Annotated in this window: 19 protein-coding genes; 14 read left to right on the forward strand and 5 right to left on the reverse strand. The window is 41.1% G+C overall.

Translation table 11 applies throughout. From position 1 onward, the window contains the following. The 5 genes from GGR02_RS12445 to GGR02_RS12465 all read left to right on the forward strand — a co-directional run. A partial coding sequence (locus GGR02_RS12445) for an RNA-guided endonuclease InsQ/TnpB family protein (RefSeq protein ID WP_183185344.1) occupies positions 1–851 on the forward strand: 851 nt, incomplete at its 5' end. Positions 852–1,028: 177 nt separating this feature from the next. Further along, positions 1,029–2,141, forward strand: coding sequence for a GAF domain-containing sensor histidine kinase (locus GGR02_RS12450; RefSeq protein ID WP_183185346.1), 1,113 nt, complete (start codon positions 1,029–1,031; stop codon positions 2,139–2,141). Continuing rightward, entirely contained in the window at positions 2,138–2,773 is a 636-nt protein-coding gene (locus GGR02_RS12455; protein ID WP_306415782.1) for a response regulator, read from the forward strand. The genes GGR02_RS12450 and GGR02_RS12455 overlap by 4 nt, the downstream gene beginning before the upstream one ends. A 108-nt stretch (positions 2,774–2,881) precedes the next feature. Continuing rightward, positions 2,882–3,412, forward strand: coding sequence for an NADPH-dependent FMN reductase (locus tag GGR02_RS12460; RefSeq protein ID WP_183185348.1), 531 nt, complete (start codon positions 2,882–2,884; stop codon positions 3,410–3,412). Then, complete coding sequence (locus GGR02_RS12465; protein WP_183185350.1) at positions 3,405–4,622, forward strand: MFS transporter; 1,218 nt, start codon at positions 3,405–3,407, stop codon at positions 4,620–4,622. The genes GGR02_RS12460 and GGR02_RS12465 overlap by 8 nt, the downstream gene beginning before the upstream one ends. 26 nt (positions 4,623–4,648) lie before the next feature. On the opposite strand, the gene GGR02_RS12470 is transcribed toward GGR02_RS12465, so the two are convergent. Then, positions 4,649–4,900 (reverse strand): YhdB family protein, encoded by a 252-nt coding sequence (locus tag GGR02_RS12470; RefSeq protein WP_183185352.1) that lies wholly within the window; start codon positions 4,898–4,900, stop codon positions 4,649–4,651. 183 nt (positions 4,901–5,083) lie between these two features. Between GGR02_RS12470 and GGR02_RS12475 the strand changes: the two genes are divergently transcribed. Then, positions 5,084–5,317, forward strand: a complete 234-nt coding sequence (locus tag GGR02_RS12475; protein WP_373286632.1) for an MFS transporter — start codon at positions 5,084–5,086, stop codon at positions 5,315–5,317. Positions 5,318–5,350: 33 nt separating this feature from the next. Here GGR02_RS12475 and GGR02_RS12480 read toward each other — a convergent pair whose 3' ends face one another. Together GGR02_RS12480 and GGR02_RS17310 are read right to left on the reverse strand one after the other, a co-directional pair. Next, a complete protein-coding gene (locus GGR02_RS12480) occupies positions 5,351–5,956 on the reverse strand; it encodes a DedA family protein (protein ID WP_183185356.1) in 606 nt (201 codons plus the stop codon). 113 nt (positions 5,957–6,069) lie between these two features. Continuing rightward, positions 6,070–6,183 (reverse strand): DUF6254 family protein, encoded by a 114-nt coding sequence (locus GGR02_RS17310; protein ID WP_221210846.1) that lies wholly within the window; start codon positions 6,181–6,183, stop codon positions 6,070–6,072. 111 nt (positions 6,184–6,294) lie between these two features. On the opposite strand from GGR02_RS17310, the gene GGR02_RS12485 reads away from it, so the two are divergent. Next, positions 6,295–6,474, forward strand: a complete 180-nt coding sequence (locus GGR02_RS12485; RefSeq protein WP_183185422.1) for a small acid-soluble spore protein H — start codon at positions 6,295–6,297, stop codon at positions 6,472–6,474. A gap of 78 nt (positions 6,475–6,552) precedes the next feature. After that, positions 6,553–7,971, forward strand: a complete 1,419-nt coding sequence (locus GGR02_RS12490; protein ID WP_183185359.1) for a SpoVR family protein — start codon at positions 6,553–6,555, stop codon at positions 7,969–7,971. 26 nt (positions 7,972–7,997) lie between these two features. Here the strand turns inward: GGR02_RS12490 and GGR02_RS12495 are convergent, their stop codons facing one another. Continuing rightward, positions 7,998–9,299, reverse strand: a complete 1,302-nt coding sequence (locus GGR02_RS12495; protein WP_183185361.1) for an ammonium transporter — start codon at positions 9,297–9,299, stop codon at positions 7,998–8,000. Beyond that, positions 9,296–9,664: a P-II family nitrogen regulator gene (locus GGR02_RS12500; RefSeq protein WP_183185363.1), complete on the reverse strand. Its 369-nt coding sequence runs from the start codon at positions 9,662–9,664 to the stop codon at positions 9,296–9,298. The genes GGR02_RS12495 and GGR02_RS12500 overlap by 4 nt, the downstream gene beginning before the upstream one ends. Before the next feature lie 147 nt (positions 9,665–9,811). Here GGR02_RS12500 and GGR02_RS12505 point away from each other — a divergent pair, with 147 nt between their 5' ends. The 6 genes from GGR02_RS12505 (at position 9,812) to GGR02_RS12530 (ending at position 15,234) form a co-directional block, all read left to right on the forward strand. Continuing rightward, a complete protein-coding gene (locus GGR02_RS12505) occupies positions 9,812–10,180 on the forward strand; it encodes a YidH family protein (protein WP_183185364.1) in 369 nt (122 codons plus the stop codon). 115 nt (positions 10,181–10,295) lie between these two features. Next, positions 10,296–11,492 (forward strand): NAD(P)/FAD-dependent oxidoreductase, encoded by a 1,197-nt coding sequence (locus GGR02_RS12510; RefSeq protein ID WP_183185365.1) that lies wholly within the window; start codon positions 10,296–10,298, stop codon positions 11,490–11,492. Positions 11,493–11,507: 15 nt separating this feature from the next. Beyond that, on the forward strand, positions 11,508–12,074 hold the full coding sequence (locus tag GGR02_RS12515) for a hypothetical protein (protein ID WP_229706214.1): 567 nt from the start codon (positions 11,508–11,510) through the stop codon (positions 12,072–12,074). Between the two features lie 3 nt (positions 12,075–12,077). Beyond that, positions 12,078–13,481, forward strand: a complete 1,404-nt coding sequence (locus GGR02_RS12520; RefSeq protein ID WP_183185366.1) for an MBL fold metallo-hydrolase — start codon at positions 12,078–12,080, stop codon at positions 13,479–13,481. Between the two features lie 105 nt (positions 13,482–13,586). Further along, the gene (locus GGR02_RS12525; RefSeq protein ID WP_183185367.1) at positions 13,587–14,627 is read left to right on the forward strand and encodes a PAS domain-containing sensor histidine kinase; all 1,041 of its coding nucleotides are present in this window, start codon (positions 13,587–13,589) and stop codon (positions 14,625–14,627) included. After that, positions 14,605–15,234: a response regulator gene (locus tag GGR02_RS12530; protein WP_183185368.1), complete on the forward strand. Its 630-nt coding sequence runs from the start codon at positions 14,605–14,607 to the stop codon at positions 15,232–15,234. The genes GGR02_RS12525 and GGR02_RS12530 overlap by 23 nt, the downstream gene beginning before the upstream one ends. Positions 15,235–15,405 lie beyond the last annotated feature (171 nt).

A 15,405-nucleotide genomic window follows, 5' to 3' on the forward strand; every position in this document is an offset into this window, starting at 1 on the left:
ATCAAGATACCACAAAAATCAAAATCACACATACCCATGTGAAACTAGAAAAACTGACGATATCCAGAAAGAAAAACAAACAAAAGCTGAATTGGATTCGTCTCGCAGAACGAGGAAAAATTCCTTATGGAAAGCATGTGAAATATACGAACCCAAGAGTCGTATTTGACGGACTCCATTGGTTTTTAACGATCGGTGTAGAAGAAGGAGAAGGGAAGCATGAAGCCTACACTGAAGGCATGGGTGTCGATTTAGGCATAAAAAACTTAGCAACGGTAAGCAATGGAAGGACGTTCAAAAACATCAACCAAACGCCCAAAGTGAAAAAGTTGGAAAAAAGCATCAAGCAACTGCAAAGAAAGCTGTCGCGAAAGTATGAAATGAATAAAATCCAAACCAAAGGAGGGGAATACCGTTACAGAAAAACAAAAAACATCAAGAAGCTAGAACTCCTTGTTCTGAAAAAGCGAAGAAGGCTGAAAAATATACGATTAAATTATACCCACCAAATCACGGCAACATTGGTGAAAGCCAAACCAGCGTATGTTGTGATGGAACATTTAAATACAAGTGGAATGCTTAAAAACAATAAGCTATCGAAAGCGATTCAAGAACAAACATTCCATGAGTTCAAAAGACAAATGACGTACAAATGTGCATGGCGTGGAATCAAGTTTGTTGTTGCCGATCGTTTCTATCCTTCAAGCAAAATGTGTAGCAATTGCGGTCATGTGAAGGAGAAGCTGCCTTTATCTGAACGAACATATCGCTGCGAAGCATGTGGAATGGAAATGGATCGCGACTTGAACGCAAGCATCAACTTGAAAAACTACGCTAAGTCCATGGTTTAGCACGACACGCGATCATGGATATGTACCCATCCGTTAGTGGGGAGTTTAAGCCTTCGGAGCGCCGCAAGAAACGAGAGTAGCTTCGGCGAAATCGGGTGCGATGAACAAGGAAGGAAACGTAGATCTTTATAAGTTTCTTATAAAGTCTTATAAGTTTTCTGTAACGGGAATGGGCAGATGGAAGAGCTACAAACATTAAAAACGATAGCGGAAACGCTAAATGAAGCAAATGATTTACAAACAATGCTTCATACGGTATTAAAGCAACTAGTGAACTTGACCAAATTGCAATGCGGCTGGATTTTTTTCGTCGAAAACGGGCGCTATTCGCTTATTGCTGACTATGAACTTCCGCCTGCTTTGCTAAAAGATGAGAAAAGAGTGATGTGTGAAGGAGATTGTTGGTGTTTAAGCCGCTATAATGATGGGAGATTAAAACGCGCGGTGAATATTATCGAATGTAAGCGGTTAGAAGAGGCGATTGCAGGGAATTGGGGGGAAACGAACGGAATTACCCATCATGCGACAGTGCCGCTTCGAGCAGGTGAAGAAACGTTCGGGTTATTAAACGTCGCTTCGCCACATAAACATACATTTTCGGATAAAGAATTAGCGCTGTTAGAATCGGTAGCTTATCAAATTGGTACTGCGATTAAGCGAATAAAACTAGCAGAAAACGAGAAAAAGCACGCTTTGTTGGCCGAGCGCAACCGACTTGCCCGTGATTTACACGATTCGGTCAGTCAATTGCTTTTTTCCTTATCGCTCACTGCCCGTGGGGCAAAAGAAATAGCTGTGGATGAGGCGTTACAAGTAGCATTAAATGACATCCAGCAACTAGCACAAGAAGCGCTCCAGCAAATGCGAGCGCTCATTTGGCAACTACGTCCGCAAGGATTGGAAAATGGGGTGGCAAGCGCTCTCATTAATTATGGCAAAATGTTAGGGCTTTGTGTAAATGTCCAACTTCATGGGGTGCTTCATTTACCAAGCGAAATAGAGGAATGTTTATGGCGCATTGGACAAGAAGCGTTAAATAATTGCAAAAAACATGCCGGTGTTTCCGACGTTTTGATTTTGCTTTTCGTCGAGCGAGAGCAAGTACGTATGGAAATGATTGATAAAGGTTGTGGGTTTCATTATACAGGGGAAGAAACGCTCTCCTTTGGGTTAAAAAGTATGAAGGAGCGAGCAGAAGCAGTAAACGGTACGTTTTTGCTACAAAGTGAAATCGGGAAAGGAACGAGAATAACGATACGTATCCCATTGGAAAAGGGGAGAAATGAGTGATTAAAGTGTTAATTGTTGATGATCATCATATCGTGCGTCGGGGACTATTGTTTTTTTTAAAAACGCAAAAAGACATTATCGTTGTCGGGGAAGCAGCAAATGGAGAAGAAGCTGTCCGGCTTGTAGCAGAACATTGTCCGGACGTAGTGATGATGGATCTTGTCATGCCGGGGATGGATGGAATAGAGGCAACGAGAAAAATTAAAGAACTATCGCCGCAGACGAAAGTACTTATTTTAACGAGTTTTTCCGATGAAGATTATGTCATCCCAGCGATTCGTGCTGGCGCATCCGGCTACCAGCTTAAGGATATTGAGCCAGATCAACTCGTAGAAGTGCTCCGCTCTATCTATCAAGGCGAACACCGTCTTCATCCGAAAGCGACTGCGCATATGATTACGCACGTATCGCACGTGGAGCAAAAAGAAGGGCGACTTGTTGAAGAACTAACGAAACGAGAAAAAGAAGTATTGGCAGAGATTGCGAAAGGAAAAAGCAATAAAGAAATTGCAGCAACGTTAATGATTACAGAAAAAACGGTGAAAACGCACGTGTCGAATATTTTAGCAAAGCTGAACGTGACAGACCGAACACAAGCTGCATTATATGCGGTTAAGCATCTCGGACTTTAGTCGTACGTTTTGTTGCGACGATCGATGGAGCGGAAAATCCGTTTTCTTGCCGATGAATTTGACGTTTGCGCGGGTTACATTGTTAGTAGAAACGGAGGAGAGCAAACGATGAATTTAGTTGTTGTAAACGGAAGTCCGCGCAAATATGGACGAACAAGGATTGTTGCGAAGTATATTGCAGAACGATATGGGGCAGTGTTATTTGACATCAGTGAAGACATCTTACCGCTTTATAACGGAGAAGAAGGACAAATGGAGTTGCCGCTTGTCAAAAAGATATGTCAGCTAATGAAGGAGGCAGACGGGATCATCCTTTGTTCCCCAGAGTATCATAACGCGATGAGTGGAGCGTTAAAAAATGCACTCGATTTTTTAGGAAGCGACGAGTGTGCTGATAAACCAGTGGCGTTAATCGCGGTAGCAGGGGGAGGAAAAGGTGGGATCAATGCTTTAAATAATATGCGCACCGTGATGCGTGGATTGTATGCCAATGCCATTCCGCGTCAGCTCGTGTTAGATCCATCCGCTTTTCAGGAAGGGAGATTAACAATGGCAGCAGCTGAACAAGTAGCTGTTCTTCTTTTCGAGTTACGCCGGTACATGAAGGCCACGCGATATTTGGAGTTGGCAGATGAATAGTCTGTTTCGTGATCGTCGCTTACATTATTTACTGGCGGCGAATACGTTATCGTCTATCGGAACAGGCATGACGATGATTGCCATTCCTTGGTTATTCGTGCAAAAACATGGCGGAGAAACGACGTTTGGCATAATTACAACGACATTGACCGTCATTATGTTTTTGCTTACACCAACTGTCGGAATGTGGATTGATCGGGTGTCGCGCAAAACGCTACTGCTTGTTGGTGAAGCATCGGGGGGCATCATTGTCAGTTTGTTTGCACTCATTGGAACGAGCGGAAACGAATACTACCCGTGGCAGTTGGCAGTATTATTTGCGAGTGGTTCTTTGTATTATTTTCTTTTTTATCCGACGATGTTTGCCTTTACACAAGAAATATTTGAACGAGAGCAATACGAAGCGGTGAACGGCATGACGGAAATCCAAGGACAATTAGCCACTGTTGTTTCTGGTGGCTTGGCTAGTGTGATGATAGGAAAGGTGCCGTTTCATTGGCTACTATGGCTAGATGCCTCCACATATTTAGTGGCGTTTTTCTGTTTATCGCTCATCTCGTATCGTCGTACGCGGCAAGTGACGACAACCGCTTCCTTTTGGAACAAATTAACGGAAGGATATCGCTACATGCAAAAACATCCGGCATTATTTTGGTTTTTTCTCGCTTCGTTTATGCCCTTCATTGGGGTGATGATGACGAATTATTTGCATCCAATTTATATTGCCGATATATTGCAAAAAGATAGCTCGGTTTACGGAATCCAAAGTATGGTATACGGAATCGGAGCAGCCTTAGCAGGGGCAATTGTACCGTTTTTCGTAAAGCGAATGGGAGCAACGGCTACCATTGTGCTGAATGTTGGAATTTATGCGTTTGGGGTAACGATGTTTTTGGTGTTGGATGAACCGTTTCTCTTTTATATGTTTGTCATCTTTACCGCCTTTGGAAACGCTGGGGCGAGAGTTGCGCGTAGTTCGCTTATGATGGCGGTTGTTCCAAACGATAAAATAGGAAGAGTGGACAGCTTGTTTCGTGCAATAGGGTTTATGATTCGCTTTTTATTACTAAGTGCATTTACGGGTTTGGTGTCGACAGGACATATTCTTATTCCGTATTCGATATTGAGCGGGTTGTTATTTTTGGCGTTATGGATCGTATTAAAACTTGCCGCCGTTGTAAACAAGTCAAACATATCCGAAGCATCGTAAAAGGAAGGGAGCTCCCTTCCTTTTTGTTAATAATAGGCATATTGTGTTGTTGCTTCGTTTTGTTCGTTTGTTTCTAATGCATGGTCGATGTAGCGCAAAAGTGCGGTCAGACGTTTTTGAATGACAGAATAGTCGTGTTCAAAGTTATAGGCGTGCAGAAAATGTTCGATTTTTTTCGAAAGCAAATCATCTTTCGTGCGCACCATTAAAATGAGCAGATTGTCCCATTCTGAGCGGTGCGTGTAATATAATGCTTTATCATAATCGATTGTATTCATGTGCTTGCCTCCTTCGTTGAGGAGCTACTGTTAGTGTGTGACGAGAACTTTATTTTTTTGCCCTGTAAATGTTTCGTAATGAGCCAAAAAATAAATTATAACTGAAAATAAAGAAAATGTGCGGATGAAAATATTGCAATTTTGTGACAAAAATATTATCTTTAAAGAAAGGGGATGATAACGATGAGAAATGATGGAAAAGAAATTACACAAATGTGTAAAATGATTGCCTCTGTTGGATTGATTGTCGGGTTTTCGTTATTTTTGTTAAGTTTTATCGCAAGCGCTTACAATCGGGACTTTTTCTTAACGATTGTTAGCTTAGGAATTATGGGGGCTTCTATGGTTATGTTCGGTTTTGGTACGTTTATGGGCATTTTGACGGAAACGTATCAAAAAACAGAACTGCCTTCTTAAATAAATAAGCACCGTTTTTCATAAAAACGGTGCTTATTTATTAGGAAGGGCTTTTTTATTTTTTAAATAAAAAAAGAAACTGATGATAGCGACGACGACAAGTAATGGGATTAGGTAACTGCTGTAATGCTCTGCGTATTGTTTCACCATTTTCCAATCTCTCCCTAATGTCCTTCCTAATGTGATGAACGTAAAAACCCAAAAAAAGGCGCCGGTGTAGGCAAATATAGCAAATTTTTTAAAGCGGTATTCGTTAATTCCCGCAAGAAAAGCGGAGACGTGGCGGATACCTGGAATAAAGTAGCCAATAAATAAGACAAACGGTCCCATTTTTGTAAAAAGCACTTTTGCTTGTTCGATTCGTTTTTCGGTAATATGCAGTTTTGGGCCGAATTTATGCAAAAAAGGTGAGCCTAGCCGGATACCTAAATAGTAGCTAATCGTAATGCCTAGTAACGCTCCCGCGAAACTACATGTTAAGGTGAGGGGGTAGGACATCATGCCAGTTGACACATTATATCCAACATATGTTAATAGCACTTCATCGGGCACCGGGAGGCCGATAATTCCTCCAGCTAAAGCAATCATAATACCGATATAGCCAAAGTGTTCAATAAAATGATGCAAATGTTGTTCCATTCAATCACCGCACTTTATTGTTCATCGTTATTTATTATAAACGACGGAGCGAAGTAAAGGAAGCGGTGCTGTAAAAAACCCGCTCCGACGAACGGTAAGCGGGATAATAACAGTTATTTTTCTTCTTTGCCTAGCTGTTCAAATGACTTTGCTTTTTCGTGCGGTGGGTTTTGTGCCTGTTTGCGTACTGTCCATTGCCGTTCTTTTTGCCGTTTTGATTGTGTCAAAATATCACCTCCCTTTTTAGGATGGCATGTTCATTGATTCGCCATGCGTATATTTTAGTGAAGCATGACAAATATTATGAACGTCATCATCAAAAAAAGGCAGGTGTACTCATGAACACTCAACGAGCACAAGAAATTGCTGCTTCTCCGATTATGGCAAATGTGACGTACAACGGGGAGCGCATTTATATTGAACAAGTAGATGAACAAAGCGGCACTGCTTTAATTCATCCGTTACACGCACCAAATAACAAACAACGAGTAGCGGTTTCGAGCTTGCAAGAACATTAAGCACCACATTTTTGTGGTGTTTTTTTTCGTATCAATTCCCCATCTTGTTCATACATTGAGGTAAAGGGGGGAATGCGAATGAAACAGGAGGAGTTGAAGGCGTTAGAGCGGGCGATTGCAGAAATTACGGAAATTGCGGAAGGGTTTGGGCTAGATTTTTATCCGATGCGTTATGAAATTTGTCCGGCCGATATTATTTATACATTTGGAGCGTACGGAATGCCGACGCGCTTTTCTCATTGGAGTTTCGGCAAACAGTTTTATAAAATGAAGCTTCATTACGATTTAGGACTAAGCAAAATTTATGAACTAGTGATTAACTCCGACCCGTGCTATGCCTTTTTGTTAGACTCCAATTCGCTTATTCAAAATAAATTAATTGTCGCTCACGTATTGGCGCATAGTGATTTTTTCAAAAACAACGTTCGCTTCAGTAATACAAAGCGCGATATGGTCGAAAGTATGGCAGCGACAGCGGAACGGATTAAGCAGTACGAGCATCAATACGGAAAATTGGAAGTGGAAAAATTTTTAGATGCCGTTTTAGCGATTCAAGAACATATTGACCCGTCGCTTTTACGACCGAAGCTATCGTGGACGCTTGAGGATACGGAAGTGTATGAGGAAGAAGAACAAGCGAAACCAAGTCCGTATGACGATTTATGGTTACTGGATAAAAAGAACAAACAGCAAAAGCAACAGCGCAAAAAACGCAGGAAGTTTCCGCCGCAGCCGGAAAAAGATGTTCTTTTGTTTATTGAGGAATATAGCCGTGAACTCGATGATTGGCAGCGGGATATTATGACGATGATGCGCGAAGAAATGCTGTATTTTTGGCCGCAGCTTGAAACAAAAATTATGAACGAAGGCTGGGCGTCGTATTGGCATCAGCGCATTTTGCGAGAGATGGATTTAACGAGCGATGAGGCGATTGAGTTCGCCAAATTGAATGCAGGGGTTGTGCAGCCGTCACGAACGAGCATTAATCCATATTATCTAGGGCTAAAAATTTTTGAAGACATTGAAGAACGGTGGAACAATCCGACAGAAGAGATGAAACGAAGAGGAGTGAAGCCTGGATCGGGAAGAGAAAAAATTTTTGAAGTGCGTGAATTAGATTCGGATATTTCTTTCCTTCGCAATTATTTAACGAAAGAGCTTGTGATGCGCGAAGATATGTATTTGTTTCAAAAGCAAGGAAAAGACTATAAAATTGTCGATAAAAATTGGGAAAATGTGCGCGATCAGCTAGTAAGCATGCGTGTCAACGGTGGATTCCCATATATTACAGTAAACGACGGCGATTATATGCGAAACGGGGAGCTTTATTTAAAACATTGGTATGAAGGGATTGAACTCGACATTAAATATTTAGAAAAAGTGCTTCCGTATATTTATCAGCTATGGGGGCGTACGGTGCATATGGAAACAATGATGGAAAATAAACCGGTGTTGTTTACGTATGACGGAAAAACGGTGCACCGGAAGTATATATAAAGGGGCCTTTTAAATGGCCCCTTCTTTTAGCCGAGCGCTTTTTTATTTCCTGCCGGAGCGACGACGATACCAGTCGTTTCTTCAAAGTCATATAAGCCGGTAGGAAGATCGGTAAAACGCTCTAGTTCATTGTAGGCTGGAATCCCATGATAAGCCATGTCCAACCCTTCTTCTTCCTCGCGTTCTGTTGCTCGCAATCCAACTGTTTTTTCGCAAACTTTCGCCATCAATGTCCCCCCGAGCACTCCCCAAACGATGACAACCGCTGCTCCTAATAACTGAACAAGGAAGAGCGAAACATGGCCGGTGGTCAAAAGGCCTTCCGTTGTATCAAATAATCCGACTGCAATTGTACCAAATATGCCATTAAACCCATGCACGGCTACCGCCCCAACCGGATCGTCCACCTTGACCGAATCAACGAGTAGCGTCGCGTAAATGACGATGATTCCGCTCATCGCTCCAATGACAATAGCGCTCCATTGCGAAACGAACGCGCAGCCCGCTGTAATGGCGACGAGCCCTGACAACACACCGTTAATCGTCATACTTGGGTCGGCTTTGCCGAATTTTTTCATCGTTAAAAAGAGTGCGGTTGTTCCCCCGCTTGCTCCAGCTAACATTGTATTAAGTGCAATGGAAGCAAGCGACGTATTTGCGGCGTCTAACGTACTCCCAGCGTTAAAGGCGAACCAGCCGAACCATAAAATAAATGCCCCGGCAGATGCAAGCGGAATGTTGCTTGGCGCAAAGACGTTGACACTGCCGTCAGAATTGAACCGACCTTTGCGGGGACCTAGCAACTTAGCCATCGCGAAAGCAGCGAAGCCACCGACCGCGTGAATGGCTGCAGAGCCAGCAAAATCTTTCATGCCTAATTTCGCTAACCATCCATCGCTATTCCAAATCCAGTGGCCGGACAACGGATAGACGATGGTGCAGATGAGCGCAGCGGTCACGATATATGCTTTAAAACTCATGCGTTCTGCCACAGCGCCAGAAATAATCGAAATGCAGGCGACCGCAAATCCGATTTGGAATAAAACAAAAGCAGCGCTCGGCAATTTGAGGGAAAGAGAAATATGTTCTGGCGCCCCAAACAAATTAGTGCCGATAAAGCCAAAGGCATCTTTTCCGAACATCATACCAAAACCGATGAGCCAAAATGCAAGGGCTCCAATCGTTAAGTCAACAAAAATTTTCATCGTCACGTTTACCGCATTTTTTGTCCGAACGAGCCCTGCTTCCAATAAGCTAAACCCGCCTTCCATAAATAACACCATCGCTGCTGCGAGAACAACCCAGATTGTGTTGACATATGTGATCATGAACGTCCCTCCTGTTGATTGGCTAAATCGTCAATATCGTAATCAAGTGTTCCGGTGCGAATGTTGTAAGCTTCTAAGATCGGATAAACAAAAATTTTCCCATCGCCTTCTTCACCTGTTTGCGCGGCAATGACAATCGTTTGAATCGTTCGCTCTACCATGTAATCCGAAAGGATGATTTCGAGCTTGACTTTTGGATGCAAGGTGACTTTATAGTTTTTGCCGCGATACACTCCTTGCGTATCTTTTTGTTTTCCTCTACCGACGACTTGCGAAACGGTAAAACCAGTGACGCCAATTTGCTTTAGTCCTTTAATCGTCTCCGTTAATTTCTCTGGCCGGATAATCGCCTCGATTTTTTTCATTTTTCCTTCACCCGCTCGTTTGTTAGATTTTCTAACATTATATGTTAAACATTATAACAATCAAAAATATTCTGTCAATAGGAAGTGATAAATTTTTACGCTTTGAAAAGGAAAAGTGATATGATGTTGATGGAAGGAGGAAGTGTAATGGAGAAGCAAAAGCAGGTGACGGAAGACTCGAAATATATTCAGCAACATCTCGCAAACGAGCGGACGTATTTGGCGTGGATTCGGACAGCGATTGCGATTACAGGTATTGGTTTTTTAATCATTAATTTACATATCAAATCATCGGTTCATTCTTTGTCTAATGCTACGGTAAGAGAGATTGGAGCGCTTTCCGTCCTAGCGGGGATAAGCACGATTGTATTTTCCACCATAGGCTATTTTCAAAAAGCAAAACAAATTAACGAACAAACATTTCGCACTTCTCGACCGCTTATTTTATTTCTATCCGCTCTTATGCTAGTTGTCCTTTGTATGTTTGGCGTTTACTTTTTCGCTGTCCTTTTATAGGGCAGTTTTTTTAATATAAGGGGATTCCCCTATAGGTATGTTATTAATGATTGAAATATAATAAAGATAAGCTTTCGACTTAAAAATGTAAGCGAATACAAAAGGGGGTATTTCGATGTTTAGTGATAAAACAACCGTAGCGATTGTCGGGGCTGGATCAGCAGGCCTTTCTATTGCGGCTCGATTAGTTCGAAAAGCACCTTTTTTGAAAAATAATGTCGTCATTATCGATCCATCCGATAAACACTACTATCAGCCGCTATGGACATTAGTAGGTGGTGGCGCTGCTGAGGTAGAAGATTCCGTTAGAGAGCAGAAATCGTTAATCCCAGAAGGAGTACGATGGCTGAAAGAAGCGGTTCAAACGTTCGTTCCGGAAGAAAATAAGCTGTTGACAAAAGAAGGGACGGAAATTCAATACGATTATTTAGTCGTAGCAACAGGTGTCCAAATTTACTGGGATAAAATCAAAGGACTAAAAGAAACAATCGGCAAAAACGGGGTGTGTAGCAACTATTCGTATGATTATGTGCAAAGTACGTGGGAGAACATCCGAAAATTTAATGGCGGGACGGCTATTTTTACACAGCCAAGTACACCAGTGAAGTGTGGGGGAGCGCCGCAAAAAATTATGTATTTAGCAGATGACTATTTTAGACAATCAGGCGTTCGCGACAAAACGAACATCATTTTTGCATCTGGTCTTCCGAATATTTTTGCCGTAAAACGGTATGCGGATACATTAGAAAAAGTCATTGAGCGAAAAGGAATTGAAACGAAATATCGTGTAGAATTAATCGGGATTGATGGAGAGCGTAAACAGGCGATATTCCAACATTTAGATACGAATGAAACGTTTCCCCTTCACTATGATATGATTCACGTGACCCCACCAATGGGACCGCATGAATTTGTAGCAAAAAGCCCAATTGCAGACCAAGATGGGTGGGTAGATGTAGATAAATATACGTTAAGACATAAAAAATACGGTAATATTTTTGGCGCGGGAGATTGCACGAATTTACCAACCTCAAAAACAGGAGCGGCAATTCGCAAACAGGCACCAGTAGTAGCAGAAAACTTGCTTTCCTTAATGAATGGAAAAGAAATGAAAGCGAAATATGATGGATATACATCATGTCCATTAGTGACAGGGTATAACAAACTTGTGCTTGCGGAATTTGACTACGACAAAAATCCGAAAGAATCTTTCCCGATTGATCAATCTAAAGAAAGAACGAGCATGTACATTATGAAAAAGCATTTGTTGCCTATTATGTATTGGAATGGGATGTTAAAAGGTCTTATGTAGGAAGGAGGGAGAGGGATGGCTTCACTCAAAAATTCACGAATAGAAATGGTATTAGAACAGCTCGAACAACAAGAACAGCTGGAGTCACTTCACTATCTTGTGCAAAGATTACCGGAACTTGTGGCTGTCATTCAGTCGCTGGAAAATCAAATGGCGTTTGTGGCAAGTGTTGCTCAAGATCGTGAATCTTTACAGCGCATGGTAAATGAAGCAGAAAGAAAATTAGAACAACTATCTATCACGAAGGAGCATATAGAATCATTAATAACTATAGTACAAATGTTGCCGACTATTACTCGGTTGTTACAAAAAATAGAAGATGTTGTTATGTTTATTGAGAATGTAGTGACAGATAGTGATTCGATAGCATATACGTGGAAAGGAATTAACGATCTTCTCCCAATTGAGAAAGGAATAACTATTTTAAAAGAAACAAACGAGCGCTTTCAACAAGGAAAACAAGATAGCCATTTTTCGTTATTACGGATGTATCGGCTGTTGAAAAACCCACTTGTTCAACAAGGGATTAAGTATATAGAAACATTATTAGAAGTAGCTAATAAAAAAATGAAAGGAGAATGAATGATGTTATTTCGTTCTTTCTTTGATGAGCAACTTGCTCATATGTCTTATTTAGTTGGTTGCCAACGTACAGGTGAAGCAATTGTGATTGACCCGGCTAGAGATATCGAACCGTATATTCGTACAGCAGAAAAGGAAGGATTGACAATTACTGCCGCAACCGAAACACACATTCATGCTGATTTCGTTTCTGGGGCGAAAGAATTAGCAAAACGATGTGGGGCAACTCTTTATTTATCAGATGAAGGGGACGAAAATTGGAAATATCAATATTTAGATGAAGTAAACTACGTCCTTGTAAAAGAAGGTAGCGTCTTTTCGGTTGGAAATGTCGAATTTAAGGTTATTCATACACCTGGTCATACTCCAGAGAGTATATCGTTCATTTTAACGGATAAAGGAGGAGGGGCGACAAAGCCAATGGGCATTTTTACAGGGGACTTTGTATTTGTTGGGGATATCGGTCGCCCAGATTTATTGGAAAAAGCCGCAGGGGTTGTAGGAACAGCAGATAGTGGCGCCAGACAAATGTTTCAATCATTGAAAAAATTCAAAGAACTTCCAGATTATTTACAAGTATGGCCTGCTCACGGGGCAGGAAGCGCATGCGGGAAAGCACTTGGAGCCGTTCCGGTTTCCACGATTGGGTATGAAAAAATGACAAACTGGGCGTTACAAATAGAAAATGAAGAGGAGTTTGTCAGTGCGTTACTTGCTGGTCAGCCTGAACCACCAAAATATTTTGCGATGATGAAAAAAATAAATAAAATTGGCCCTGCGTATGTAAATAATGAGCCGGTTCCAGTGTTAGCGAGTGTCAGGACGTTAGAGCAGTACAAAGGAGCCGTATTATTGGATGTGCGTCCGTCTGCGCAATTTGCAAAAGGCCATTATAAAGGCTCGATTAACATACCGTTTAACAAGTCGTTTACTACATGGGCAGGCTGGCTTCTCCGTTATGACCAAGATATTGTTCTTATTGCAGAAGAAAAAGAAATAGAAAGTATTCGTAAATCGTTAGCATCCATTGGATTTGATCGTGTGGTTGCGGTGATTGAGCCATCCGTTCTGTTGGCAGGTGAAGCAATGGACGAGCGATACGAAGAAATCGATGTTCACCAACTGAAACAACTACTAAGCGAGGACGACTACTACCTTATTGATGTGCGCAATCAAGCAGAATGGGAAGAAGGAAGAATCGAATCAGCTCATCATATCATGCTAGGGACGTTATTAGACCGACTTCATGAACTTCCAAAAGGGAAAACATATGTTGTGCAATGTCGTTCAGGAGCTCGCTCTGCTATAGCTGCTAGCTTGCTACAAGCGAACGGGTACACGGAGGTTCTAAACGTTAAAGGTGGATATTTAGCTTGGACAAAAGAAAAGCTACCTGTAGTGAAATAATGATTTTCATTTCGATGAATCGGCTGAACAACAGCCGATTTATTTTTGTATAAATCACACTTTTTTAGTTATAATATACCTATACAGGTATAGAAGAGGTGGAATATGAAAAAAAGTAAACAAGAGTTTTTAGATAAAATTTTTCATTATATACAAGATGGCATTATTGTGATGAATCAAAGAAGAGAGATTATTGAAATGAATCCTGCGGCGCGTAGGCTAACAGGATGGAATATTGGTGGAAAAGTACCTTATTGCTCTTTTTGTGAACAACGAGAAGTAAAAGAGGGGGAGGAACGGTGCTACTTAATCGCAACAGAAGAAGTACCTTATTTTTTATCGGAAATGCCGACGTATCATGGAACGATGATTGATGTAGAGATGAGCACAGCACTTATTTTAGAAGATGAAGTGACACAAGAAAAATATTATTTGCTCGTGCTGCGTGACCAAACGATTAAAAAGAAAGAGGAAGAGGCAAGAATTTCAAAATTAATGGTAAAACAACTAACAGAAGCAAAGGAGATGGAGCATAAACGGCTTGCTCAAGAGCTTCATGACGGTGTAGGACAATCTTTATATAGTATTGCGATTGCATTGGATAACATTATTCAACGAGTTCATGACCAAAAACTACATGAATATATTAATGAAGTTCGAAAAGAATTAGGGAAAGTAATGGAGGATGTGAAATCTTATTCACAGCAGCTTCGTCCCAAAAGTATAGATGAATTAGGACTTGTGCCGACAATTGAATCGCTTGTGCAGTCGGTTCAAACGAAAATGCCAACTACGACTTTTGTGTTTTCTGCAAACTTCGAAATGCGTCTATCACCCACGTTAGAAATTAATTTATACCGTGTTGTACAAGAAGCGTTGCACAACATAATGAAATATTCGAAGGCGACACATGTCGTTATTCGAGTCGAAAAACGCACGCAATGGCTATATATTTATATCGCAGATAACGGAGTTGGTTTTTCTGTAGAGGAGAAGAAGGAAGGGTTAGGCCTAAAACATATACGAGAGCGGATTTCGCAACTAAACGGCATGATTAATATTCAGTCGACGATTGGGGAAGGAACGATTATTGAAATTCACGTGCCGATAGAGGAGGAGGAAGATGAACGTTATCATCGTGGATGACCATGTTCTTATTCGAAAAGGAATACGGTTGTTGTTGGAAGAATTTCCGGAAGTTAATGTTGTTGCTGAGGCGAGTGATGGGGCGGAAGCTATTACGTTAGCGATTAAACACATTCCTGACATTATTTTGATGGATTTATCGATGCCGGATGGATTAGACGGATTTACAGCTTCGAAAACAATTTTGGAAGAAGTGAAACAAACGAAAATTATTTTGCTTACTATGCACGACGAAGAAATATATGTAAAAAGAGCGTGGGAATGTGGAATACATGGATACTTATTAAAAAATAGTCAGGCGAACGAATTGTATGAAACGATGAAGCGTGTTGCTAAAGGTGAACGAGTATATCAAACGAAAATACCGATGGAACAATTAAAACGAGTTTCAAAAGAACGAGGGGCTTCTATTTTAACAAAAAGGGAGCAAGAAATTGTACGACTCACATCGCTAGGATACACAAATATGCAAATTGCTCAACAATTAAAAATTAGCCCGAAAACGGTTGAAAATCATAAAGCAAATATTATGCAAAAACTTGCTTTACGAGATAAACACGATTTGGTGACGTATGCTATTAAAAATGGATTGATTGGCTTGTTGTAAAAGTGGCGATTTAGCCACTTTTGTCATAAAACCGACAAAAAAACGTCACGGTTTTGTCATTGTGTCGCGCTACGGTTTTCGGTATGTTTAAGAAGTATAATAATTGAATGTGAAGTTTATCACAATCGGAGTTTCGTCACAAAAAGTTCAACGTTTCTCGGGATATAGGGG

The organism is Anoxybacteroides voinovskiense (genome assembly GCF_014196205.1).
In the GTDB taxonomy this organism is placed as follows: Bacteria; Bacillota; Bacilli; order Bacillales; family Anoxybacillaceae; genus Anoxybacteroides; species Anoxybacteroides voinovskiense.